The following is a 24255-nucleotide window of genomic DNA, read 5'->3' as shown; positions in this document are numbered from 1 at the left end:
GCGACCGGCCGTCGACACATTGTCCGTCGCCGATCTGGCGGCGGCAATGGCATCCGGGCGCACGACGCTGATCGACCTTGCGCCTTCGCCAGCGCATCGCGCCGGGCATATTGCCGGCGCCCGCTTCGCGATCCGCGCCCGGCTGGACGCGGCGCTGGCCGCGCTGGACGATGCGGCGGACATCGTGCTGACCTCCCCCGATGGCGCGCTGGCGATGTTTGCGGCTGCCGATCTGGCCGGCAGCCGCCGCGCCCGCGTGCTGACGGGGGGCACGGCCGCCTGGCAAGCGGCTGGTCGCCCGCTGGAATCGGGTTTCGACAATCCGCTGACGCCCGCCGACGATATCTACAAGCGCCCCTATGTCGGCACCGACAATGCGGCAGCGGCGATGCAGGCCTATCTCGATTGGGAATATGGACTGGTCGACCAGCTCAAGCGTGACGGAACGCATGGCTTTTTCGTCATCTGACAATGACGACAACGACCGCCGCGACACCCTGAAAACCGGGCAACACCAGCCCGGATCGGGCGACGGCGCCGCGCCGGATGCCCGTCGGATGCCTTGGACAAGCCGCGCAGTTTGGCTTAGCCCGTCATGAAACCATGTTCGATATGAGGGAATTTCGATGCCTGAAACGACGACCGACATCCTGTTCACCCAGGCCCGAACCTTTACCCACTGGACCGACGAGCCGGTGTCCGACGATCTGCTGCGCGACTTGTATGACCTGGTGAAATTCGGCCCGACCTCGGCCAATTGTTCGCCCGCGCGGTTCGTCTTCATCCGCACGCAGGAGGGCAAGGAAAGATTGCGCCCGGCCCTGTCCAGCGGCAATGTCGACCAGACCATGTCCGCCCCGGTGACCGTGATCGTGGCGGAAGACAGCGCCTTTTACGACAAGCTGCCCTTTCTGTTCCCCCACACCGACGCCCGTTCATGGTTTACCGGCAGCCCGGAAGCCGCCAAGGAAACCGCCTTTCGCAACTCGTCGCTGCAGGGCGCCTACCTGCTGCTCGCCGCACGCGCGCTGGGGCTGAGCGCCGGTCCGATGTCGGGTTTCAACAAGGATCTGGTGGACGCGGAATTCTTCGCCGGCACGGGATGGACCACCAACTTCCTGATGAACCTTGGGCATGGCCAGACGCCACACCCGCATGCGCGCCTGCCGCGCCTGCCGTTCGAAGAGGCCGCTCGCTTCGCCTGAGCCGAGCGTGCAGATTGAGGCTGGCGTCAGCGCTTTGCCGATTAACAATGGGTCCGTTCCGCCCGCGCGGAGTCAAAAGCTGAACAAGGAGGATGGATGAAATGCCGATAAGGAAGGGCTATGTCGACACGAGGGACGGCCAAATCCATTATCGATACAGCGAAGGCGGCCAGGGCCTCCCCATCCTGTTTTTCCACATGACCGCCAGTTCGTCGTCATCGTTCGAAAGCCTGATCACCGCTCTGGACGGTTTCTGTCCGATGTATGCATTCGACCTGCCCCATTACGGGCAAAGCTTCATGCCCACCGCCGAGCCGTCATATGATTATATGGCGGAGGTCATGATGGAGGCCATCGATACGCTGGGCATCGGACGATTCCACTGTTTCGGCCATCATGGCGGCACGAATGTGTCATCGCAACTGGCCGCGACCCACCCCGACCGGGTGGCCAGCATCATGCTGGCCGGCGTGACCTATCCGACGATGGAGGAAAGCGCCCGCAACAGCAAATATATCTACGACAATCCGCCCGACATCAGGGGGTCGCAGGCGATCACCGCATGGACGCGGGTGGTGAAGGATTGCGACAGCTCTCCCCCGATCGAACCGGACGCACCCTTTCATCCCGTGCCGGCCGAAATCTATCACAGCGAACTGATCGACACGCTGACCGCGGGCACCCAATGGCATTGGGGCTATCGCGCGGTGTTCAAGCATAATATGCCCGAAATTCTCGGTCGGGTAACCTGCCCGATCCTGCTGGTCTGCGGCAAGCGCGACATCGTGTTTTTCTGGCATGAACGCGCGAAGAAGGCCCTACCCCATGCCAAGGTCGTCGAACGGGACGGCTATGGCAGCTATTACTGCACCTTCGCCGGCGACGACCTCGCGCCCTATGTCAGGGATTTCGTCGGCGGCGCGAGCTTGTAGCATGGCGGCGCCGGGCCGAAGTCAGGAGAGGCCGAGTTCCCGACGCAGCCGGATAGCAAGGTCCTCCTGGTCCCGGCGTGGATTGACCATGACGGGCGAGGCCATGTCCGTGCCCTGCGGCACTTCGAACACAAGATGCTGGTCGGGCACGGCGGTTCGCGATGCGGTCGAACGACAAGTTGGGCGTTCAGGCCCGATACCAGCATTTCGCGCCCTTCGCGATAATCCTCCAGGCCGAAATCCGACCAACCGGTGCGATCCTCGGCCCCCTGTCACAATTGTCGTGCATTCAAACTTTCATCGCCATTCTCTCCGGCAGGCGCGTTATCGATGCTCGCCCGTACAGGCCGTCATCGATAATTCCCCTTCCTTGTCCAGCACTGCTGCGGCCAGAGCCGAATGCCATTGCGCCCGCCGACCTGGCCGCCGCGCCAATCGGACCGCGACGAAAAAAAGTTTTACACTGAAATGGAAAGCTATAATTACGCTTCCACAATGGCGTGATGCTCCCCCAGCCGTTGGCAGTTTCGCCTGATCAGAGGCATGAGCCGTCAACTATAAACATGCCCATTTGCCGTTGAATGAGAGGATGAAACAATGTCGGTAGAAGAACGAAATATCAAGATTGCCGAAGCTGCCTACGCGGCGAACGAGCGCGGTGACGCGGATGGCTTCACGGCAAGTTTCACGCCCGATACAGAGATTCACGAAGCCGAATCCCTTCCTTATGGCGGCATTTACAAGGGCGCCGAAGGCTTTCCGACCGTCATCGGCAAGGTGTTGGAACATTTTTCGGTATTGAAGTTCACAAAGCACAACATCATCGCCAGCGGCGACAATGTTGTCGCGTGGGGCGCACTTGATCTGACCGGCAGGAACACGGGCATATCGGTGACCATCCCTCTCATCGAAATCTGGACGATCGTCGATGGCAAGACGCAAAAGCTGCAAGTGGTCTATGGAGACACCGCAACCGCTCTTAAGGCGGCGGGCCTCCTCTAACCGGCTTTGCCGCGCCTCGCGCTGGCGAAAGGAACAAATAGGCCGCGCTGCGCCCCGGTGCAGCGCGGCTTATCGTGTGCGCGCACATCGGCGGCGCCGCCTTGACGCTGCCAATTTTTCCTTCGGCCGCAAAAATCTCTATTAATTTGATTGATATATAGCTATCGGCAAATGGATGGCATGTCGATCCGCCTGGGATCAGCCGCTGTCAAAAAATGAGGTTTGCCGTGCCGGTCAATTTACCGACCAACATGTTGCGCAGTTTCGTCGCCATCGTCGACGCCGGGTCGATGCTGGGCGCATCCGATCGGGTCTTCGTCACCCAGTCGGCGCTGAGCCTGCAGATCAAGCGGCTGGAGGAACTGGTGCAGCAGACGCTGTTCCTGCGTGAAGGGCGCCGGCTGAACCTTACGCCGATAGGAGGCGTGCTGCTGGATTATGCCAGGCGCGTCCTGCTGTTGCATGACGAGGCGGTTGCGGCGGTCAGTTCCGGGCGCTTTGCCGGGCCGGTGCGAATCGGTATGGTCCAGGACTTCGCCGACAATCTGCTGACCGGCTTGCTGTCGCGCTTTTCCGAATTGCATCCCCAGGCGCAGATTTTTGCGCGGGTGGCCGGGACGGTCGAGTTGCAGACATTGCTCGCACGGGGCGAACTGGACATTCTGCTCGGCTTTGCGGCGCCCAGCGACAGTCACGCGGTCACGATTTCTCCGATCGGCTGGTATGGCGAAGCGGCGCTTGCCGATCGGGCAGTCATTCCCCTCGTCGTGCTGGAAGAACCATGCCGATTCCGCGAGGCTGCCATCAGGGAGCTGGACAATGCCGGGATTGCATGGCGGATCGTGGTGGAAACGCCCAATCTCGCGACATTGAAGGCGTCGGTGGACGCCGGACTTGGCATCACCTGCCGCACGCCCCTGTTTCTGGGCGAAAGCCGGACGATCGAGCATGAACGATTGCCCGCTTTGCCCCGCGTCGCCGCGATCCTGCGCACCGCCGACGCGCTGGGCGAAGCGGCGCAGCGCCTTGCCGAACTGGCACGCGAAGCCATCGAAGCGCGCTGACCTGTCGATCGACGCGACCAGCCTGTTCGACGAACGATATTGCGCCGCGTCCCCTGCGCGCCACGCCAGTTTCCCGCTTTTCCGCGCGATGCCCTATCGCGACCAGCGCGCCCAGATCGCCGTCGGCAGCAACAGCCCGCGCGTTTCCTCCCGCACCGCCAGTTCCCCTGCCTCGACCGTGCCGGGCAGGTCCGCGAACGCCTGCTTCAGCAGTTCGCCGATCGCCAGCGCCGACATACGCACCGCATAGACAGTCAGGAACAGGAAGCGGCTGTCGGCGTCCAGCAGTTGCCGGCAATTGACGATCAGCCCCGGCAGATCCTCTTCCAGTCGCCACAATTCGCCATCGGGACCGCGCCCATATTTGGGCGGATCGAGCAGGATGCCGTCATAACGCTTGCCCCGCCGCACCTCGCGCGCGACGAATTTGGCCGCATCGTCGACGATCCAGCGCACCGGCTTGTCCGCCAATCCCGACAGCGCAGCATTGGCCCGTGCCTGCGCCACCGATTTTTTGGATGCATCGACATGCACCATTTGCTTGTCCGCCGCCGCCATCGCCAGGGTGCCGACCCCGGTATAGCCGAACAGGTTCATGATGCCGGCATCGGCCTTGTCGGCGGTCGCCAAGCGCATCCAGTCCCACACCGGCGCCATGTCGGGAAAGAAGCCCAGGTGCCGGAACGGCGTGCAACTCGACTGGAAGGTCACCTCTTTCCAGGCAAGCGGCCAGCCTTCGGCCGGAACGGGCCGGTCATAATACCAGCGCCCGCCGCCATCCTCGTCCGAACCCGGCACGAACTCGGCGTCGGCATTCCAGTCGTCGGTCGCCGGCGCCCACATCGCCTGCGGCTCTGGCCGGATGAAGCGATAGCGGCCGTAACGCTCCAGCTTGCGCCCATGGCCGCTGTCGATCAGGCCATAATCGTCCCAGGGCTCGCCTATCAGTGTGTCGAGCCTCATGCCCGCGGCGTCGCGCGCTCCGCGACATAAGCGGTGATGGCTTCAAACGTGCCCGGCAGCCGGGCATAATTTTCCTCGCGCGCGAACAGGTCGCCGACCCGCTTGGGCAAGGATGGCCGCATGCCGGTGGCACGCTCGACAGCGTCGGGAAACTTGGCCGGGTGCGCCGTCGCCAGCGTGACGATGGGCACCGCCGGGTCGACCTGCGCTTCGCGGGCCGCCGCCAGACCGATGGCGCTATGCGGATCGATGATCTGTCCCGCCGTGTCGGACGCCCAGCGCATCGCCATGGTCATGCCATCGACATCGATCCGCGCGGACGCGAACAGACCGGCCGCCCCTTCACGCTGGGCATTGGTCAGCCGCATCGCCTTGCTCGCCTCAAAGCCCCGCATCTGTTCGGCGAGCGCCGCGCCGTTCCGGCCACCGGCGTCGAACAGCAGCCGCTCGAAATTGGAGCTGACCTGAATGTCCATGCTGGGCGTCGCCGTCGCCACCACCTGTCCCTGGCTGTAGTCGCCATCGGACAGCGCCCGATGCAGGATGTCGTTGACATTGGTCGCGACGATGAGCCTGGCGACCGGCAATCCCATCTGCGCCGCGACATAGCCCGCGAAAACGTCGCCGAAATTGCCCGTCGGCACCGAAAAGGCGACCGGACGGCCCGGCGCACCCAGGCGGACGGCAGCATAGAAATAATAGACCACCTGCGCCATCAACCGCGCCCAGTTGATCGAATTGACCGCCGACAGGTTGAAGCGCGACGAGAAATCCGCGTCGTTGAACATGCGCTTCACCAGCGCCTGGGCATCGTCGAAACTGCCGTCGATCGCGATATTGTAGACATTGGGCGCCCGCACCGTCGTCATCTGCCGCCGCTGGACGTCGGACACGCGCCCTTCGGGATGCAGCATGAAGATGTCGATCTTGTCGCGCCCCGCGACCGCGTCGATCGCCGCCGACCCGGTATCGCCCGATGTCGCGCCGACGATCGTCAGATGATCGTCCCTGCGCGACAGGAAGCGTTCGAACAATTCGCCCAGCAGCTGAAGCGCGACATCCTTGAACGCCAATGTCGGACCATGGAACAGTTCCAGGACCCAATGGCGATGGTCAAGCTGTACCAGAGGCGTCACGGCCCCGTGGCTGAAGCGGCCATAGGCGGCTTCGCACAGACCGCGCAATTCGCCTTCGTCCAGGCTGCCCGCGACGAAGGGCGACATGACCCGAACCGCCGTTTCGACATAGGAAAGGCCCGCAAGCGCGGCGATATCCGCCGGTGAAAGGCTGGGCCAGTTTTCAGGCAGGTAGAGACCGCCATCGGAAGCGAGGCCCGCAAGCGTCACATCCTCGAAACTGAGCGTTGGGGCGCTCCCCCTGGTGCTGACATAGTGCATGATGGGAAAGCGCGGTAACGATGCGCAGGTCCCGGGGCAAGCGTTTACGCCGATTTCAGCCCGATGTGCCGGCGCAACGCCAATATGTAGATGATGATGGCGATCGCCGCGAAGAGGAACCACTGCACCGCATAGGCAAGATGATTGTTGGGCACGTCGGCGGCGCTGGGCGGCGCAGCGGGCTTGAGGCCCGCAGCCGCGGTGCGCGCGACCAGCATCGGCCGCAGCGGCGGCGCCTTGCCGGCGAGGCGCGCGATGAGCGGACGATGATCGGGTTCTTCGGACAACCAGCCGGCCACGCGCCCCCCGGTCCAGACCGGGCCGGCGTCCGGTCGCGGCGTCACGCCCATGACGACCAGCGCCCCTGGCCCTTCGGCCCCGGTCACGCATTGCGCGATATAGCGATAGCCCGACGTCCCGTCGCTTGCCCGGCCGGCCTCCGTCCGCCAGCCGGCCACACGCAGGCACATGACAGAACTGGGACGGAACAGCAGGTCGCGCGGGACCGGCGGCAACGCGGGAAAGCTGACCGCGGGGCGTGCGGGATTGGACGCGGCCATCGCGATCGCCGCCGTCTTTTCGGCGCTGCGCTGCAACTGCCAGATTCCCAGGCCAATCATGATGAGAACGGCCAGGCCGACCAGCAGCGTGGGCAGGAACGGCAGGCGCAGCCTGGGCGTGGTGGCGGGATGTTCGATCATGTCGGCACGGGCTTAGCCCGGACCGTCGGAAAAGGAAACGGCCAGGGATCGCTCCCCGGCCGCACCCAGTCGACAGGAAAAGGGTCGATCAGCCGTGAACGGTCGCGCCCCAGCCACCCCAGACATAGACGGCAACGAAGAGGAACAGCCAGACCACATCGACGAAATGCCAGTACCAGGCGGCCGCTTCGAACCCGAAATGCTGCCGCGGGGTGAAGTGCCCCTTATAGGCGCGGACCAGATTGACGATCAGGAAGATGGTGCCGACCAGGACGTGGAAACCGTGGAAACCGGTGGCCATGTAAAAGGACGAGCTGTAGGGCGTGCCGCCGAAGCCGAAGGGCGCATGGGCATATTCATAGGCCTGGATGCACGAGAAAACCGCGCCCAGGATGATGGTGCACCACAACCCCTTGATCAGGCCGTCGCGATCACCGTGGATCAGCGCGTGATGCGCCCAGGTGACGGTGGTTCCCGAACAGAGCAGGATCAGCGTATTGAGCAGCGGCAGCTCGAACGCATTCATCACCTCCACGCCCTTGGACGGGAACAGGCCATCGATCGGCGCGAGTTCGCTGGGGAACAGCGAAAAGTCGAAAAATGCCCAGAACCAGCCGACGAAGAACATGACTTCCGAGGCAATGAACAGGATCATCCCATAGCGCAGGTGAAGCTGTACCACCGGGGTATGATCACCGGCATGGGCTTCGGCGATCACATTGGCCCACCAGCTGTAGAAGGTGAACAGCACGCCGGTCACGCCGGCGAAGAAAACCCAGCCGCCGCCGGCGGGCATCGCGTCGGGATGCATCCACATGATCGCGCCGAACGCCATCACCAGCGCCGACATCGAGCCGAACAGCGGCCAGATGCTGGGCGGAAGGATATGATAATCGTGGTTCTTGGCGCCGGCCATGGTCTTCTTCCCTGTTCGCGGTTCGCGTTATAGTGATTTGCCTTAGCTTGGCTTCCCGCCCTGCTCAACAGGGTAGAAGGTGTAGCTCAAGGTAATTTGCTGCGTATCCTTGTTGTCCGGATCGTCCAGTATTTTCGGATCGACGAAGTAGAGGACGGGCATCCGCACCTCCTGCCCCGGCTGCAACGTCTGCTCGGTAAAGCAAAAGCACTGGATCTTGGCAAAGTAGCTGCCCGCCTGCGTCGGCGTGACATTGAAGGCGGCCGTTCCGGTCACCGGCTTGTCCGACATGTTCCTGGCGATAAAGATCGCCATATTCTTGCGCCCGATCGTCACCGTGTCGGTGTGATGTTCGGGGTAGAATTGCCAGGGCATGCCCGGCTGGACATTGGAATCGAAGCGGATCGACATGGTCCGGCCGGCGACCTCGTGCACATCGACGTCGGTCGCGGCGCGTGCGGTGGTGCCGCCAAAGCCCGTCTGTTCGCAGAAGATGCGGTAAAGCGGCACCGACGCGAAGCCCAGGCCGAGCATCGCAAGGCCCACGCCTGCCATCATGACCATCGTGCGCCGATTGCGCCGGTCGCGGTCGAACGGAGAAGGCGGAAGCGTTGTCATCATATCGCGTGACTGCTGCTGATCTTCGCAATGGTGATCGCGTAGAACAGGACGACGAGCGCCGCCAGCAGCACAGCTGTCACGATGGCGCGCGATTTCTGGCGGGCGCGGACCAGCTTTTCCTCATCCGGCGTCATGCGAGCATCCAGCGATCGGCGACGATCGCGCCGAACAGGATGAAGAGGTAGAGAATCGAATATTTGAACAGCCGCCGTTCGGGCCGCATGCGCGCGGGATCAAGTTCGTGATTGCGATAGACCTGGAAGGCCAGCACCGCGAAGACGGCGGTGCCGATCAGCGCGACGGTGCCATAGACCAGGCCGGTCAGGTTCAGGAGGACGGGCGCGAGCGCGGCCACGGCCATGATCGCGGTGTACAGCCATATCTGCCGACGGGTGGCCACCTCGCCGGACACGACCGGCAGCATCGGAATGCCGGCGGCGGCATAGTCGGGCCGGACGAACAGCGCCAGCGCCCAGAAATGCGGCGGAGTCCAGAAGAAGATCAGCATGAACAGCGCGACCGGGAGCGCGGAAACATCGCCCGTCACCGCCGCCCAGCCGATCACCGGCGGAAAGGCCCCGGCCGCGCCGCCGATCACGATATTCTGCGGCGTCCGGGGCTTGAGCCAGATGGTATAGACGAGGACGTAGAACAGGATCGAGACTGCAAGCACGGCGGCGGCGAACCAGTTGGTCGCCATGCCGAGCAGCAGCACCGAGAAGAAGGAGAGGCCGACGCCGAAATGCAGCGCCGACTGGCGATCCATCCGTCCGGCAGGCAGCGGACGATTGGCGGTCCGCTTCATCCTGGCGTCGATGTCCGCTTCATACCATTGGTTGAGCGCGGCGGCAGCGCCCGCGCCCAGTGCGATGCTCAGGATCGCCGTGAAGGCCAGCACCGGATGAATCGCACCCGGAGCCGCCAGCAGACCACAAAGCCCGGTAAAGACCACCAGCGTCATCACGCGCGGCTTGGTGAGCGCGACGAAATCGCGCCAGTGGGCGGGCCAATGAACCTGGCTATGGGCGTGGGCGAAGGTCAGGGTCGTCATGGTCGTTCCGGCCCGACCGATGCTGGCGGGCATTATCGCTGTCGTACGTCGGGGGCGGGCCGCAGCCCGCCCCCGATCAGGTCGGTTGTCGCGCGATCAATGATGCGCGGTCTCGTCGATCACCGGCAGGGTTTCGAACTGATGGAAGGGCGGCGGGCTGGACAGCGTCCATTCCAGCGTCGTCGCGCCCGAACCCCACGGATTGCCTTCAGCCTTCTTGCCCGCGGCCAGCGACCAGATCAGGTTGATGAAGAAGATGCCCATGCCCGTAGCCATGATCATATAGCCGTTGGTGGCGATCTTGTTCCACAGTTCGAACGCAGCCGGATAGTCCGGATAGCGGCGGGGCATGCCCGACAATCCCAGGAAATGCATCGGGAAGAACAGGATGTTCACGCCGATGAAGAAGACCCAGAAGTGGAGTTGGCCGAGGAACTCATTGTACATCCGGCCCGACATCTTCGGGAACCAGTAATAGAAACCCGCGAACAGGCCGAACACCGCGCCCAGCGAGAGCACATAATGGAAGTGGGCGACGACATAATAGGTGTCGTGCAGGTAATCGTCCACGCCGCCATTGGCCAGCACCACGCCGGTGACGCCGCCCACGGTGAACATGAAGATGAAGCCCAGCGCCCATACCATCGGCGTCTTGAAGCTCATCGACCCGCCCCACATGGTCGCGATCCACGAGAAGATCTTGATGCCGGTGGGGACCGCGATAACCATCGTCGCGGCGGTGAAATACATCTTCACATTGACCGACATGCCGGTGGTGAACATGTGGTGCGCCCAGACGACGAAGCCGACCACGCCGATCGCGACCATCGCATAAGCCATGCCGAGATAGCCGAACACGGGCTTGCGGCTGAAGGTCGAGACGATCTGGCTGATGATGCCGAAGCCCGGCAGGATCATGATATAGACTTCGGGGTGGCCGAAGAACCAGAACAGATGCTGGTAGAGTTCAGGATCGCCACCGCCAGCCGCATCGTAGAAGGTCGTGCCGAAATTACGGTCGGTCAGCAGCATGGTGATGGCGGCGGCCAGCACGGGCAGCGCGAGCAGCAGCAGGAAGGCGGTAACCAGCACCGACCAGACGAACAGCGGCATTTTGTGCAGGGTCATGCCCGGCGCGCGCATGTTGAGGATGGTGGTGATGAAGTTGATCGCACCCAGGATCGACGAGGCGCCGGCGATGTGGAGCGACAGGATCGCCATGTCGACCGCAGGTCCAGCCGAACCGCTGGTCGAAAGCGGCGCATAGACCGTCCAGCCGGTGCCCGCGCCATAGCCGGTGCCGCCGGGCACGAAGGCCGAACCGAGCAGCAGCGTGAAGGCGGGGATGAGCAGCCAGAAGCTGATGTTGTTCATGCGCGGGAAGGCCATGTCGGGCGCGCCGATCATGATCGGCACGAACCAGTTGCCAAAGCCGCCGATCATCGCAGGCATCACCATGAAGAACACCATGATGAGACCGTGCGCGGTGATGAGCGCATTCCACAGATGATAGGCCTGGTCCAGCGTTGCCGGCTCCACGCCCATCAGGTCATGTTGCAGGTTGGCCCAGGTCTGGAGATACTGGATGCCCGGCTGCGCCAGTTCGACGCGCATCAGGCCCGAAATCCCGCCGCCGATGATGCCGGCGACGATCGCGAAGATCAGGTAGAGAGTGCCGATATCCTTGTGGTTGGTCGACATGAACCAACGCTGGAAGAAAGCGGGCTTGTGATCGGCGTCATGATGATCGTGGGCGTGATCGCCGTGATGATCTGCGGTAATGGTTGTCATGGCGTTTCTGCCCTTACATCAAAGCTTGGCGGGGGCGGCGGCGGGCGGACCCGGCAGATCGCTACCCTGTTGCGGACCCATCTCGGCGGCGGGCGCGGCGGTGCCGCCGGGCAACGTGCCGCCCTGCGAGAGCACCCACTGGTCGAACTGGGCCGGAGGCAGCGCCTCGACCGCGATCGGCATGAAGCCATGGCGCGCGCCGCACAGTTCCGAACACTGGCCGTAATAGACGCCCGGCTTTTCGATGACGAAGCTCTTCTCGTTCAGGCGACCGGGAACCGCATCCATCTTGAGCCACAGCGCAGGCACCGCAAAGGCATGGATCACGTCGGCGCCGGTGATGATCAGCTTGATCGGGCGACCGGCGGGCAGGACCAGACGGTTGTCGACCGCGAGCAGGTTGGGCTCGCCGGCGCTGAGCGCCTTTTCGGGCGGCAGCAGGTTCGAAACGAATTCGGGGATGCCGGCGTCGGGATATTCATAGCCCCAATACCATTGATAGCCTGTGACCTTGACGGTCAGCGCATCCTTGGGCGCGGGCTTGTACTGGTCGGCGAGCAGACCGATCGAGGGAACCGCGATCACCAGCAGGATGATGACCGGAATGACGGTCCAGAGCACCTCGATCAACGTGTTGTGCGCCGTCTTGGACGGTACGGGGTTGGCCGAGCGGCGGAAGCGGAACATCGCGTAGATCATCAGGATCAGCACGAAGACCGAGATGACGATGATGATCGGCAGGAGCAGCACGTCGTGCAGCCAGCGGGCGCTGTGCCCGGTGGAGGTGAACTGTTTCTGGATCGACATTTCGCCCGGCATCGGCATGCCGATGCCTTCGGTCGGCTGCATCCGTGCCGGACCCGCGACCTTGGCGGCGGGCGCGGCGGCCGAGACGTTCGCGACGTTGGCATCGGCCGAATCGGCCGGCGCGCCCATGTCCGACGAGCGGGGATCCGCATCGACGGGCGCGGCCGTCGCGGCATTGTCCTGCGCCAGCGCCTGATTGCCCATCGCCATTGCCGGCGCGAAGGCCAGCAACCCGGCGAGAAGGAGCGATTTCACCATCTTCATAAGCGTCTCGATACCCCGTAACCCCTTGGCGCCGCTACGACGCAGGGCGCGCATATGCGCAGTTCCCCGCCCGGTCGGTCTGCCGCGGCTTATAGGCATGGTTTTTTAATGCCTCAAGCGGGCAGGAGCAGATTTTCTTCGCTGTTGCAACCGATGCCGCCCCCGCCTATTTCGGCCCGCGCGCAGGCTGCTGCGCACGGGGGCGCATTTATGTGGAAAAAAGCGGAATGACCGATGAAGAGGTGCTGGCGGAATTCAGGGCGGCGGGTGCACTGCTGGAGGGGCATTTCATCCTCTCGTCGGGGCGTCGCAGCGCCAACTATCTGCAATGCGCGCGCGTTCTGATGAACGGCGAGCGCGCGGGCCGGCTGGCGCGCGCGATGGTACAGAAACTGCCGCGCGAGCTGCGCCAGGAGATCGACCTGGTCGTGTCTCCGGCGATGGGCGGCCTGATCATCGGCCACGAGGTCGGCCGCGCGCTGGAAAAGGACGCCGTGTTCCTGGAACGGCCCGAAGGCGTGTTCGAACTGCGGCGCGGCTTTGCGGTCCAGCCGGGGCAGAAGGTTCTGATGGTCGAGGACGTCGTCACCACCGGGCTTTCGTCGCGGCAGGCGATCGACGCGGTGCATGCCGATGGCGGAGTTGTGATCGCGGAAGTCGCGCTGGTCGACCGGTCGGCGGGCGAGGTGGAGCTCGGCGTGCCCTTCTACCCGCTCGTCAGCATCAATTTCCCGGTCTATGATGCCGACAGCCTGCCGCCCGAACTGGCGGCGGTGCCGGCGGCGAAGCCGGGCAGCCGGAAAAACTAGCGCGACCATGACCAGCCCCCTGCGCCTTGGCGTCAATATCGACCATGTCGCGACCATTCGCAACGCGCGCGGGGGCGACCATCCCGATCCGGTCAAGGCGGCGCTGCTGGCGGTCAAGGCCGGCGCGGACGGCATCACCGCGCACCTGCGCGAAGACCGGCGGCATATCCGCGACGCGGATGTCGCCACCCTGATGGCGGCGCTCAACGTGCCGCTCAACCTGGAAATGGCGGCGACGGCGGAGATGCTGGACATCGCGCTGCGCTATCGTCCCCATGCCGCCTGCATCGTGCCGGAAAAGCGCGAGGAGCGCACGACCGAGGGCGGGCTGGATGCGGCCGGGCAGTTTGAAACGCTTAAGCCCATGGTCGCGGCGCTGCGCGATGCGGGCATCCGCGTCAGCCTGTTCATCGAGGCCGACGCGCGCCAGATCGACGCGGCGATCCGGCTGGACGCGCCGGTGGTGGAATTTCACACCGGCGCCTATGCCCATCTGAGCGGCGAAGCGCGCGCGGCCGAGCTGCGGCGGATCGCCGACGCGGCGGCGCTGGCGGCCAAGAACGGCATCGAGCCGCATGCCGGGCACGGCCTGACCTTCGACAATGTCGCGCCGATCGCCGCCATCCCGCAGATCGCCGAATTGAATATCGGCCATTTCCTGATCGGCGAGGCGATTTTCGGCGGGCTGGAGGGCAGCATTCGCGAGATGCGGCGGCAGATGGACCTGGCGCGGTGATTCCGCCCCGGCACGGGGAGGGGAACCAGCCGCAGGCTGGTGGAGGCGGCGCGCCTCCTACCGCTCCCTGTCGGATTCTGGCGCTACCCCCCTCCACCACCGCTTCGCTGTTGGATGGAGTCACGGGCCTCCATCCAACCCCCTCCCCGTACCGGGGAGGAATGGCATGATCATCGGCCTCGGTTCCGACCTCTGCAACATCGAGCGCATCCAGCATTCGCTCGACCGTTTCGGCGCACGGTTCGAACAGCGCGTCTTCACCGATGTCGAGCAGGCCAAGGCCAATCGCCGCCCCTTTACCAAGGCCGGCACGCTGGCCAAGCGCTTCGCCGCCAAGGAGGCCTTTTCCAAGGCGGTCGGCACAGGGTTCAAGGCGGGCGTGTTCATGAAGGATATCGGCGTGGTCAACACCCCGTCGGGGGCGCCCACGCTCAACCTGACCGGCGGGGCGCAGGAGCGGCTGGCCGCGATGATCCCGGCGGGGCACCGCGCCGCCATTCACCTCACCCTGACCGACGATCATCCCTGGGCGCTGGCCTTCGTCATCATCGAGGCGGTGCCGCTATGACGAACGATCCTCCAGCGAACGAGCCTGACATGACCGCAGCACAGGACCTGGCCCCGGCGACCGCGGCACGGACCGGCGTCGACTGGTGGCATGAGATCAAGAGCATCGGCCTGCTGATCCTGGCCGTGCTGGCCTTTCACAGCTTCGTCGCCAAGCCCTTTTACATCCCGTCCGAATCGATGATGCCGGTGCTGCTCAAGGGCGACCGGCTGGTGGTGAGCAAATTCCCCTATGGCTGGTCCTATGTGTCGCCCAGCTTTCATCCCCTGTCCTATATGCCCGGTCGCATCTTCGGCAGCATGCCCCAGCGTGGCGACATCGTCATCGTGTCGCCGCACGCCCGGCGCGAGGATTATATCAAGCGCGTGATCGGCCTGCCCGGCGACATCGTCGAGGTGCGCGGCGGCCAGGTGCTGCTGAACGGCGTGGCGGTTCGCCAGAAGGCGATGAAGCCGATCCGCCTGCCGGTCGACGCCAACGCCCCCTGCCCGCCCACGCAATTTCCCGGCGCGCTGATCGCCGACGCGCAGGGCCGCGAATTTTGCGAACTGCCCGTACGGCAGGAGATATTGCCCAATGGCAAAACCTATCTGACCATCGACATGGGGCCGAGTCCGCTCGACTGGTATGGGCCGGTGCGGGTGCCCGCCAACCATGTGTTCCTGATGGGCGACAATCGCGACAACAGCGCCGACAGCCGCGCGCCGCTGTCGGAAAATGGCCTGGGTGGCCCAGTGCCGTGGGAAGCGATCGGCGGGCGCGCCGAATTCATCACCTTTTCGCTGGATGGCGCGGCAGGCTGGTCACCGCTCAGCTGGATTGAATCGCTAAGGAGCGGTCGCGCGGGGAACAGCTTGCGCCCTGCCAGCGTTGCACCACCGAAATAATTCGCAACCACCGGGGACCGCGTTTGAGCGACACGCACCATATCGAACGGCCCGGCCCCACCGAACTGCGCAGTTCGCTGACCCAACATGAAGCGCGCCGCGCGGCTGTGTGGTTTTCCATGGCGATCGCCATCGCGCTGGTCGCGCTGCTGGCTCAACCGATCATGCTGATCCTGGGTGCGCTCGTGCTGGCGACGATGATGGACGGGGGCGCGCGGCTGCTGGGCCGGGTGCTGCCGATCCGGCGCGGCTGGCGGCTCGCGATCGTGCTGCTGGGCGCGGTCGCGTTCCTGACCTACACCTTTTACCTGACGGGATCGAGCCTCGCCGAACAGGCACAGGCGATGCGGACGATCGTCGAGGGGCAGGCCGCACGCATCGGCGGATGGATGCAGCAATTGGGCGTCACCGCGACTCCCGCGGATTTCAAGAGCCTCGCCGGCCAGGCGATGAGTTCGATGGGGCGCCTGACCGCGGCGGTCGGCACCGCCGTCGGCGCCGTCACCAGCCTGGTGATGATGTTGGTGCTCGCCATATTCATCGCGGTCGAACCCAAGCTGTACGAGCGCGGTTTCGCCTGGATGCTGCCCATGGAGAGGCGCGCCTATTTCTATACGGTCGCCGACAAGATGGGCTGGACGCTGCGCCGGCTCATGTTCGGCAGGCTGATCGGCATGGCGGTGGAAGGCGTCGGCACCTGGCTGCTGCTGCTGGCGGGCGGGGTGCCGATGGCGGGGCTGCTCGGCATATTGACCGGGCTGTTCGCTTTCCTTCCCAACATCGGGTCGATCATATCGGGCGTGCTGATCATCCTCGTCGGCTTCTCGGCGGGGTCCGATGTCGGCCTCTACGCTTTCTTCGTCTATCTGGTGGTACAGATTATCGACGGCTACCTGATCGTGCCGATGGTCGCCAAGCGCGCCACCGACCTTGCCCCCGCACTGGTGCTGGCGGCGCAGATATTGTTCGGCGCGCTGTTCGGTATCATGGGGCTGTTTCTGGCCGATCCGATCGTGGCGATGATCAAGGTGTGGCTGGAGGAGCGCTCCAAGGCGCTTGAGGCACGGACGGCACCGGGCGAGGGATAAGCGCCAGGCACAAAAAAGGGGCCGACTGGCTGGCCCCTCCTTCATCCTGCGATCGGCCCGACCCGGTCAGGGGGCCGGCGGCGGCGTTGCCCCGCCCTGCCGCTGCATCTGCATGATTTCCGCCTTTGACTTGAAATCATGCAGCGTCACGTCGAACACCAGCACCGATCCAGCGGGGATCGGCCCGGCGGCCTGGTCGCCATAGCCAAGCTGCGGCGGAATCCAGAAGCGGAACTTGGCCCCCTTCTTCATCAGTTGCAGCCCTTCGGAAAAGCCCGGCACGACGCCGTCGATCGGCATCGCGGTCTGCGGATTTTCATCGAAGGTCGTGCCGTCCAGCAACGCGCCCTTATAGCCCACCAGCGCGACATCGGCGGTCGACGGGCTCGTGCCCGTGCCCGCTTCGATCACCTTATATTGCAGGCCGCTGTCCGTCGTCACGACACCCGCTTCACCAGCATTGCTCGCGAGGAAGCTGGCGGGCGTGTCGGCAACGCCTCGCTGACCGGCCCAGGCGAGTCCGCCCGCCGCAAGCGCGACGGCGGCGACACCGATCCACAGACGGGAAAGAGACCCTTTGGAGATGGGACGAAGCGGAACGGCCGTGATGGACATGGCAAGACGCCCTTTGTCGAGAAGGTCAGAAAATCAGCCTGGCAGGGCGCGGCGACCGCCACGCCCGAAGCAGCGACGCCTACTTCGCGCCGTCGCGCTCGGCGCGCTTGCGTTCCAGCTTGCGCGCGCGGCGGATGGCGGCGGCCTTTTCACGAGCGCGCTTTTCCGACGGCTTCTCATAATGACGGCGCAGCTTCATCTCGCGATACACGCCCTCACGCTGCAACTTCTTCTTGAGCGCGCGCAGGGCCTGGTCGACATTATTGTCGCGAACGATGATTTGCATAAGCCAGTCAGTCTCCGGTCAAAAAACGGCCAGTCCGTCGGAAAATTTCTCATTCCGACGGGTCGGCCGAAAAACAAATATAATGAGTCGTCGCAGGCAAGCCCGCGCCGTGTGTGGGCCGCGCCCTACCAGCAGGCCATGGCAAATTCAACCCAAAAGCCGCACCGTCTGCACCGAAGCCTTTTCAAGGCTCGGCGCGGCCCTTGAAGCCCTGCGCCACGACATACCATTCGACGCTGCCCTTGCGGCTGGCGGGGGGCTTGGCGTGCTTCACCGTCGCAAAATTCTTCTTGAGCATGCCCAGCAGTTCCGAATCCGTGCCGCCGGCAAAGACCTTGGCCACGAAGGCTCCGCCCTTCTGAAGGTTTTCGATCGCGAACCAGGCGGCCGCCTCGACCAGGCCCATGGTGCGCAGATGGTCGGTCTGCGCATGGCCCACCGTGTTTGCCGCCATGTCGGATATGATGAGGTCGGGCGCGTCGCCCAGTGCGTCACGCAACATCGCGGGCGCCTTGTCATCCATGAAGTCCATTTCGAACAGGGTGACGCCGGGGATGGGATCGGTCGGCAACAGGTCGATGCCGACGACGCTGGCCTTGGGGCACTGCTTGCGGACGACCTGCGCCCAGCCGCCCGGAGCCACGCCCAGATCGACCACGGCGCGCGACCCTTTGAGAAAGCCGAATTTCTCGTCCAGTTCGATCAGCTTGAAGGCGGCGCGACTGCGCCAGCCTTCCGCCTTGGCCTTGCGGACATAGGGATCGTTGAGTTGCCGTTCCAGCCAGCGCGTCGATTGCGCGGTGCGGCCCTTGGCGGTCTTTACCTTGACCCGGCCGACGCCCGTGCCCCTCATATTGCGATACTCATATCAGGACACTCATGACGGTGCCCTGTCACGGTCCATCAGCCCGCGCAATATGCCTTCGCGAATACCGCGGTCGGCAACGCCCAGCCGCTGGGCGGGCCAGATATCGAGAATCGATTCGAGAATCGCGCAGCCCGCCACCACCAGATCCGCCCGCTCCGTGCCGATGCACGGCAATTTCTGCCGGTCGGCGAGCGACAGGGCGGCGAGGCGCGTGGAAATCGAACGCATCGATTCGGAAGGCACGATCAGGCCATCGATCGCCTGGCGATCATAGCGTGGCAGGTCGAGATGCACGCTGGCGAGCGTCGTCACCGTTCCCGAGGTGCCCAGCAGGCGGATGTTGGCCGCATTGCGCGGCAATCGCCGTGCTAGCGGCGAGAAGGCATCGGCGACGCGGGCGCGCATCCGGCCATAGGCGGCGAGGCGCTCGGCCGGGTCGCCATGATCGAACGCTTCGCTTTCGGTCAGCGAGACGACACCCCAGGGCGCGCTGACCCAATCGACGATATGCGGCGTCCCCGATCCATTGGCATCGACCAGCACCAGTTCGGTCGACCCGCCGCCAATGTCGAAGATAAGCGCCGGACCATCGCCGGGTTCCAGCAGGGCATGGCACCCCAATACCGCCAGCCGCGCCTCTTCCTGCGCGGTGATGATGTCGAGCGCGATCCCGGTTTCACGATAGACGCGGTCGATGAACGCCCCGCCATTGCTGGCGCGGCGGCACGCTTCGGTCGCGACCGACCGCGCCAGCGTTACATGACGGCGGCGCAGCTTGTCGGCGCATATGCCAAGCGCAGCGATAGCGCGGTCGATTGCTTCATCGCTGATCCGGCCGGTCGCCGCCAGCCCTTCGCCCAGCCGGACGATGCGTGAAAAGGCATCGACCACGATGAAGCCGTCGGCGGACGGCTTGGCGATCAGCAGGCGGCAATTATTGGTGCCAAGGTCGATCGCCGCATAGGCGCGGCGCCCCCGCGGGAAACTCCCCGAAAGCCCCCTTTGCACGGGGGCGGAACTGGCCGCGGTCTGGGCGCCTTGGCTGGATGCCGGGCGGACGTGCTGGCCCGGCATCGCGCCGGACGGCCCCAGATCGTGCGGCGATGGGCGGCTGTGCTGCACCATGGCCCTGTCTCACTTCTCAATCGCCGGCGCCCAAGGAGACCCGGAACTTGAGGTGGAGACTAAGCAGCTACGGGCGATTGTGCAAGGCGGGAGGTCGTTACCGGCACGACATGACAGGATGATGACCGATCAGAGCGGCATCAGCGCCGCGACGATCCAGCGTTCCTCGGCGCGCAGCACGCCCCAGGCGCGGGCGGCGGCGCGGCTGTCCATCGATTCGACGCCGATATCGAGCGCATCGAGCGCACGGACGAAGGCGCGCGGCGGCTGGCGCATGCCGGCGCCAGTGCCCAGCAGCAGAAATTCAGGCCTGACCTCAAGCTCAAGCAGGTCGCCAAGCGAAGCGACATCCAGCGCGGCGACGCTATCGGGCGCGTCCCAGGCGAGCGCGCGAAGGGGCGAGAGCAGCAGGCCACGGGGAAAAACATCGTCGCGCACGCGGAAACCGCGCCCGGAAAAGCCGGTGACGATCGGCCCCTGCCCCGCATCGTCGCGGCGCAGTTCGATACCGATACGCCGTTCGTTCAGGGCTTTGCCCCGTCGGCGGGACCGACCCGCTCGGCCTGCGCGGCGATGCCGCCTGCCGACTTGCGGTCGCTGATCGCGGGCTTGAGGCCCAGGCTGATCAGCAGCGAGGACGAGACATAGACCGACGAGTAGGTGCCGACGATGATCCCCAGCATCATCGCCGCGGTGAAGCCACGCAGCACATGGCCGCCAAACAGCAGCAGCGCGCCCAGCGCCAGCATGATCGTGACCGATGTCATCACCGTGCGCGGCAGCGTCTCGTTGACCGACAGGTCGATCAGCGCCTTCATGTCCATCTTGCGATATTTGCGCATATTTTCGCGGATGCGGTCGTCGATCACCATCTTGTCGTTGATCGAATAGCCCACGATCGTGAGCACGGCGGCGACGATGTTGAGATCGAATTCGAACTGGGTGACAGCGAAAAAGCCCAGCGTCATCAGCACGTCGTGCATGATCGCGACGAAGGTTGACACCCCGAACTGCCATTCGTAGCGGAACCAGGAAAAGATGGCGATGCCGAACACCGCCAGCATCACCGCCAGCACGCCGGTCTGGATGAGTTCGCCCGATACCTTGCCCGACACGGTATCATAGCGGGAGAAGGTGACGCCGGGGAATTGGGCAATCATCGCCGCGCGCGTCTTTTCAACGACAGCGTTGGCCGCACCCGCACCGCCCTGTTCGGGCACCGGCAGGCGGATCTGAACCGTCTTGGGATCGCCGAACTGCTGGAGCGAGCTTTCGCCCACGCCCAGCGAACCGATGGTCGCGCGGACCTTGTCGGTCTGGACGGCTTGCGGGAATTTCGCTTCGATCATCAGGCCGCCGACGAAATCGACGCCGAGGTTCAGGCCCCGGTGAGCGGTCGCGCCGACAGCCAGCACCGTCAGCAGCGCGGTCAGGGCAAAGGCCCATTTCCGCATCGCGACGAAGCCGATGTTGGTGTTGTCGGGAACGAGTTTGAGCAGTTTCATAGCCATTACCTATACCCGTTCGGGCTGAGCGAAGTCGAAGCCTGCCGCCGAACGTAGCGAAGCAGCTTCGCCTGCGGCTCCGCAAAGCCCTTCGACACGCTCAGGACGAACGGATGAGAGGGAGGTGCCCAGATCATATCGTGATGTCGGTCGGGCGCGTGCGGCGGAGCCAGTTCGCGACGACCATGCGGGTGAAGGTGACGGCGGTGAAGACGCTGGTCGCGATGCCGATCAGCAGCACGATGGCAAAGCCCTTGACCGGGCCGGAGCCTAGCGCAAGCATGATGCCGCCGGCGATGGCGTGGGTGACGTTCGCTTCGAAGATGGTGCGGCTGGCTTCCTTGTAGCCATGTTCGACCGCCTGCACGACGTTGCGGCCGCGCCGCCTTTCCTCGCGGATACGTTCATAGATGAGGACGTTGGCGTCGACCGCGGTGCCGATGGTCAGCACGAACCCGGCGATGCCCGGCAATGTCAGGGTGGCGTTCAATATGCCCATGACGCCCAGGATCACCAGCACGTTGATGGCGACGGCCATGTTGGCATACATGCCAAAGCGGCCGTAGCTGACGAACATGAAGGCGGCGACGGCGGTGACGGCAATGATCGAGGCGATGAGCCCCGAGCGGATCGAGTCCGCGCCAAGCTGTGGCCCGACGGTACGTTCCTCGACCACCGCGAGCGCGACCGGCAGCTTGCCCGACCGCAGCGCGATGGCGAGCTGGTTGGCGCTCTCTACGGTGAAGCTGCCCGAAATCTGCGCCGATCCGCCCAGGATCGGTTCGTTGATATTGGGCGCGGACAGGACCGTGCCGTCCAGGATGATGGCGAAAGGGCGGTTGACGTTCTGCGACGTCACCTGGCCGAACTTGCGGCCGCCCGCGCCATTGAAGCGGATCGACACCAGTGGCTCGTTGGTCTGCTGGTCGTAGCTCTGGGTGGCGTCGGTCAGTTCCTCGCCCGACACCATCACCTGGCGCTTGACCGCGATCAGCGGCACGCCCGACGGATTGCCGGGATAGGGCAGGATCTCGCTGCCCACCGGCGCACGGCCCTGCGCCACTTCGGACGGGTCGGCGGCGGTGTCGACCAGCTTGAATTCGAGCTTGGCGGTCTGGCCGAGCAGATCCTTCAAGGCCTTGGGGTCCTGCAATCCCGGCACCTGGACGACGATGCGGTTGCTGCCCTGCTGCTGGATCGTGGGTTCGCGCGTGCCCATTTCGTCGATGCGCTTGCGGATCACCTCGGTCGCGACTTCCATCGCGCCCTTGACCGCATTGTCGATGCCCGCGCTGGTGGGCGTGACGACGATGGTCGAACTGTTGACGACCTCTACATTGAAATCGCGCTGGCCGGTGAGCCCGGCGCCCTGCGTCATCGGGCGGATGCGTTCGACGGCAGCGTCGACCTGGCGGGGATCGCGGACCATGAAGGACAGTTTGCCGTCGCGGCTGGAAATATCGCCGACCGCGATGCGGGGCGTGCCCCGGCGCAGTTCGGTGCGAATCTGCTCTTCCATATTGGCGAGCCGCTGCCTGGCGACATCGTCGGTCGATGCTTCGAGCAGCAGATGGCTGCCGCCCGACAGGTCAAGGCCCAGATTGACGCGCGTGCGCAGCGCCGATGGCAGATGCGCCACCGTGCTGTCGGGCAGGAAGCTGGGGATGGCGCACAGCACGCCGATCAACAGCGGCAGGATGATCGCCAGGACTTTCCAGCGCGGGAAGCTGAGCATGTTGGGGTTCAGTCGTTCGCGGGCTTGGCGGTCATCGGGTCGATGACGTCGGTAAAGGTCGACTTGACCGCCTTGACCTTCATGCCGGGGGCGAGTTCGACATCGGCATAAATATCGTCGACGCGCACCACCTTGCCGACGAGGCCGCCGCCGGTGACGACCTGATCGCCCTTCTTCACCGCATCGATCTTGGCCTTATGCTCCTTCATCCGCTTTTGCTGGGGGCGGATGAGCAGGAAATAGAAGACGACGAAGATGAGGACCAGCGGCAGCATCTGCATGGCGATGCCGGCGCCGGACGCTTGCCCGCCGGCGGCCTGGGCATAGGCTGGGGAGATGAACATGGGGACCTGCGCCTCTTCATTGCGGTAGTCGCGGGACAAGCCTTGTCCCGTCGATCAAGGGCGCGCGGCTAACACAGATGGGGGCGCAGTGGCAACAGCGCAGGGCGCGCGAACGGCGGACGGAAACTATGCTTGCAACTTGGCGCGGCGGCTTATATGTGCCGCCCCTCGGTCGGGACGTAGCGCAGCCTGGTAGCGCATCACACTGGGGGTGTGGGGGTCGGAGGTTCGAATCCTCTCGTCCCGACCAAAAATTCCAGCTTTTACAAGCGCTTAGCGGGCAGCGAAAGCTGCCCGTTTTGCTTTGCGTGTTACCGTCTAGCGTATTTCTAGCGCCGCCGCGAATGGGCGCGCTGTTTCAGTTGAATCCAACCTGGCAAGCGTGGCAGTCATCTTGAGATGAACGACGAACGATACCGCAGCCCGACAACGGGCGCTGGCCGTATTGGCTGTGCCGTCGCTAGCATTTTCGGAATTATCTTCGGGTTGCCGTTCCTGTTCGTAGTGACCTACACGAGCGGCGGGTGTGAGGGTGCTCCCCAGCCATGCCAGAGTGACAGCACATGGCTCTGGCTCGGGTTACTGATCGTAGCTGCAAGCTGCACCGCTATCGGACTGCTGACCCGGAAAGCGATTTTGAATCGTCAGCGGCGTAAATGACCTCACAGCAACGCCCCGCACCCGAAGGCGCGAGGCGTTGCACAGCGTCAGGACGAAAAGGAGTGTCCGGTCCCCGCTGCTGGCCCCGATGGTGCGGAGGCGCGGCGCTGAAGTGCAAGGACGGCACAACCACCGGCGACTGCGCGCCGCAAGGGGGTGGAGGTGATCGCACAGAATCAAGGCATGAAATGTGCCTGGATGGTGACCCCAACGGGAATCGAACCCGTGTTTCAGCCGTGAAAGGGCCGCGTCCTAACCGCTAGACGATGGGGCCGTGAAGCGCGCCGGCAGGCAGCGTCGCGTCCAAGCGAGGGC

27 protein-coding genes and 2 tRNA genes are annotated in these 24255 nt (G+C 64.4%); 11 read left to right on the top strand and 18 right to left on the bottom strand.

Annotated features, from left to right (window positions below; translation table 11 throughout):
* Nucleotides 1-19: 19 nt before the first annotated feature.
* The 5 genes from WG908_RS05830 to WG908_RS05810 all read left to right on the top strand — a co-directional run bounded on the left by WG908_RS05830 (nucleotide 20) and on the right by WG908_RS05810 (nucleotide 4203).
* Entirely contained in the window at nucleotides 20-469 is a 450-nt protein-coding gene (locus WG908_RS05830; RefSeq protein WP_445326672.1) for a rhodanese-like domain-containing protein, read from the top strand.
* Between the two features lie 157 nt (nucleotides 470-626).
* Nucleotides 627-1205: a malonic semialdehyde reductase gene (locus tag WG908_RS05825; protein WP_340185626.1), complete on the top strand. Its 579-nt coding sequence runs from the start codon at nucleotides 627-629 to the stop codon at nucleotides 1203-1205.
* 101 nt (nucleotides 1206-1306) lie between these two features.
* Nucleotides 1307-2137 carry an alpha/beta fold hydrolase gene (locus WG908_RS05820; RefSeq protein WP_340185625.1) on the top strand — a complete coding sequence of 277 codons (831 nt, stop codon included), beginning with the start codon at nucleotides 1307-1309 and terminating at the stop codon, nucleotides 2135-2137.
* Between the two features lie 597 nt (nucleotides 2138-2734).
* Complete coding sequence (locus WG908_RS05815) at nucleotides 2735-3139, top strand: nuclear transport factor 2 family protein (RefSeq protein WP_340185624.1); 405 nt, start codon at nucleotides 2735-2737, stop codon at nucleotides 3137-3139.
* Nucleotides 3140-3366: 227 nt separating this feature from the next.
* Complete coding sequence (locus WG908_RS05810; protein ID WP_340185623.1) at nucleotides 3367-4203, top strand: LysR substrate-binding domain-containing protein; 837 nt, start codon at nucleotides 3367-3369, stop codon at nucleotides 4201-4203.
* Nucleotides 4204-4296: 93 nt separating this feature from the next.
* On the opposite strand, the gene WG908_RS05805 is transcribed toward WG908_RS05810, so the two are convergent.
* From WG908_RS05805 to coxB, 9 genes are all read right to left on the bottom strand, one after another.
* Complete coding sequence (locus WG908_RS05805; RefSeq protein WP_340185622.1) at nucleotides 4297-5166, bottom strand: class I SAM-dependent methyltransferase; 870 nt, start codon at nucleotides 5164-5166, stop codon at nucleotides 4297-4299.
* Complete coding sequence (thrC, locus tag WG908_RS05800; protein WP_340185621.1) at nucleotides 5163-6563, bottom strand: threonine synthase; 1401 nt, start codon at nucleotides 6561-6563, stop codon at nucleotides 5163-5165. The genes WG908_RS05805 and thrC overlap by 4 nt, the downstream gene beginning before the upstream one ends.
* Before the next feature lie 44 nt (nucleotides 6564-6607).
* Nucleotides 6608-7264, bottom strand: a complete 657-nt coding sequence (locus tag WG908_RS05795) for an SURF1 family protein (protein WP_340185620.1) — start codon at nucleotides 7262-7264, stop codon at nucleotides 6608-6610.
* 88 nt (nucleotides 7265-7352) lie between these two features.
* Nucleotides 7353-8180, bottom strand: a complete 828-nt coding sequence (locus tag WG908_RS05790; RefSeq protein WP_340185619.1) for a cytochrome c oxidase subunit 3 — start codon at nucleotides 8178-8180, stop codon at nucleotides 7353-7355.
* 42 nt (nucleotides 8181-8222) lie between these two features.
* A complete protein-coding gene (locus WG908_RS05785) occupies nucleotides 8223-8798 on the bottom strand; it encodes a cytochrome c oxidase assembly protein (protein ID WP_340185738.1) in 576 nt (191 codons plus the stop codon).
* Nucleotides 8798-8935 (bottom strand): cytochrome c oxidase system small membrane protein, encoded by a 138-nt coding sequence (locus tag WG908_RS05780; RefSeq protein ID WP_340185618.1) that lies wholly within the window; start codon nucleotides 8933-8935, stop codon nucleotides 8798-8800. The genes WG908_RS05785 and WG908_RS05780 overlap by 1 nt, the downstream gene beginning before the upstream one ends.
* The gene (locus WG908_RS05775) at nucleotides 8932-9852 is read right to left on the bottom strand and encodes a heme o synthase (RefSeq protein ID WP_340185617.1); all 921 of its coding nucleotides are present in this window, start codon (nucleotides 9850-9852) and stop codon (nucleotides 8932-8934) included. The genes WG908_RS05780 and WG908_RS05775 overlap by 4 nt, the downstream gene beginning before the upstream one ends.
* A 96-nt stretch (nucleotides 9853-9948) precedes the next feature.
* The gene (gene ctaD / locus WG908_RS05770; RefSeq protein WP_340185616.1) at nucleotides 9949-11643 is read right to left on the bottom strand and encodes a cytochrome c oxidase subunit I; all 1695 of its coding nucleotides are present in this window, start codon (nucleotides 11641-11643) and stop codon (nucleotides 9949-9951) included.
* 18 nt (nucleotides 11644-11661) lie between these two features.
* Entirely contained in the window at nucleotides 11662-12714 is a 1053-nt protein-coding gene (gene coxB / locus WG908_RS05765) for a cytochrome c oxidase subunit II (RefSeq protein ID WP_340185737.1), read from the bottom strand.
* A 227-nt stretch (nucleotides 12715-12941) separates the two neighbouring features.
* Here coxB and pyrE point away from each other — a divergent pair, with 227 nt between their 5' ends.
* From pyrE to WG908_RS05740, 5 genes are all read left to right on the top strand, one after another.
* Entirely contained in the window at nucleotides 12942-13523 is a 582-nt protein-coding gene (pyrE, locus tag WG908_RS05760) for an orotate phosphoribosyltransferase (protein WP_340185615.1), read from the top strand.
* A gap of 7 nt (nucleotides 13524-13530) precedes the next feature.
* The gene (locus WG908_RS05755) at nucleotides 13531-14259 is read left to right on the top strand and encodes a pyridoxine 5'-phosphate synthase (RefSeq protein ID WP_340185614.1); all 729 of its coding nucleotides are present in this window, start codon (nucleotides 13531-13533) and stop codon (nucleotides 14257-14259) included.
* Between the two features lie 166 nt (nucleotides 14260-14425).
* Nucleotides 14426-14827 (top strand): holo-ACP synthase, encoded by a 402-nt coding sequence (gene acpS / locus WG908_RS05750; RefSeq protein ID WP_340185613.1) that lies wholly within the window; start codon nucleotides 14426-14428, stop codon nucleotides 14825-14827.
* Nucleotides 14828-14856: 29 nt separating this feature from the next.
* Entirely contained in the window at nucleotides 14857-15714 is an 858-nt protein-coding gene (gene lepB / locus WG908_RS05745) for a signal peptidase I (protein WP_340185612.1), read from the top strand.
* A 23-nt stretch (nucleotides 15715-15737) separates the two neighbouring features.
* Nucleotides 15738-16802, top strand: coding sequence for an AI-2E family transporter (locus WG908_RS05740; RefSeq protein WP_340185611.1), 1065 nt, complete (start codon nucleotides 15738-15740; stop codon nucleotides 16800-16802).
* A 66-nt stretch (nucleotides 16803-16868) separates the two neighbouring features.
* On the opposite strand, the gene WG908_RS05735 is transcribed toward WG908_RS05740, so the two are convergent.
* The 8 genes from WG908_RS05735 to yajC form a co-directional block, all read right to left on the bottom strand.
* Nucleotides 16869-17417 (bottom strand): FKBP-type peptidyl-prolyl cis-trans isomerase, encoded by a 549-nt coding sequence (locus WG908_RS05735; RefSeq protein WP_340185610.1) that lies wholly within the window; start codon nucleotides 17415-17417, stop codon nucleotides 16869-16871.
* 79 nt (nucleotides 17418-17496) lie between these two features.
* Nucleotides 17497-17703: a 30S ribosomal protein S21 gene (rpsU, locus tag WG908_RS05730; protein WP_174272504.1), complete on the bottom strand. Its 207-nt coding sequence runs from the start codon at nucleotides 17701-17703 to the stop codon at nucleotides 17497-17499.
* A 184-nt stretch (nucleotides 17704-17887) separates the two neighbouring features.
* Nucleotides 17888-18556 carry an RlmE family RNA methyltransferase gene (locus WG908_RS05725; RefSeq protein WP_340185609.1) on the bottom strand — a complete coding sequence of 223 codons (669 nt, stop codon included), beginning with the start codon at nucleotides 18554-18556 and terminating at the stop codon, nucleotides 17888-17890.
* Between the two features lie 24 nt (nucleotides 18557-18580).
* Nucleotides 18581-19696, bottom strand: a complete 1116-nt coding sequence (locus tag WG908_RS05720; RefSeq protein ID WP_340185608.1) for a Ppx/GppA phosphatase family protein — start codon at nucleotides 19694-19696, stop codon at nucleotides 18581-18583.
* Between the two features lie 129 nt (nucleotides 19697-19825).
* Nucleotides 19826-20167 carry an Mth938-like domain-containing protein gene (locus WG908_RS05715; RefSeq protein ID WP_340185736.1) on the bottom strand — a complete coding sequence of 114 codons (342 nt, stop codon included), beginning with the start codon at nucleotides 20165-20167 and terminating at the stop codon, nucleotides 19826-19828.
* 53 nt (nucleotides 20168-20220) lie between these two features.
* Nucleotides 20221-21201 (bottom strand): protein translocase subunit SecF, encoded by a 981-nt coding sequence (gene secF, locus WG908_RS05710; RefSeq protein ID WP_340185735.1) that lies wholly within the window; start codon nucleotides 21199-21201, stop codon nucleotides 20221-20223.
* 133 nt (nucleotides 21202-21334) lie between these two features.
* Complete coding sequence (secD, locus tag WG908_RS05705; protein WP_340185607.1) at nucleotides 21335-22936, bottom strand: protein translocase subunit SecD; 1602 nt, start codon at nucleotides 22934-22936, stop codon at nucleotides 21335-21337.
* Between the two features lie 8 nt (nucleotides 22937-22944).
* Entirely contained in the window at nucleotides 22945-23280 is a 336-nt protein-coding gene (gene yajC, locus WG908_RS05700; RefSeq protein ID WP_340185734.1) for a preprotein translocase subunit YajC, read from the bottom strand.
* A 173-nt stretch (nucleotides 23281-23453) separates the two neighbouring features.
* Here yajC and WG908_RS05695 point away from each other — a divergent pair.
* Nucleotides 23454-23530, top strand: a tRNA-Pro gene (locus tag WG908_RS05695).
* A gap of 609 nt (nucleotides 23531-24139) precedes the next feature.
* On the opposite strand, the gene WG908_RS05690 is transcribed toward WG908_RS05695, so the two are convergent.
* A tRNA-Glu gene (locus WG908_RS05690) sits at nucleotides 24140-24214 on the bottom strand.
* Nucleotides 24215-24255 lie beyond the last annotated feature (41 nt).

This window comes from Sphingobium anseongense (assembly GCF_037725245.1).
Classification (GTDB): Bacteria; Pseudomonadota; Alphaproteobacteria; order Sphingomonadales; family Sphingomonadaceae; genus Sphingobium.
The sequence above is the reverse complement of the archived record's forward strand: the minus strand, read 5'-3'. Positions and strand labels throughout refer to the sequence as shown.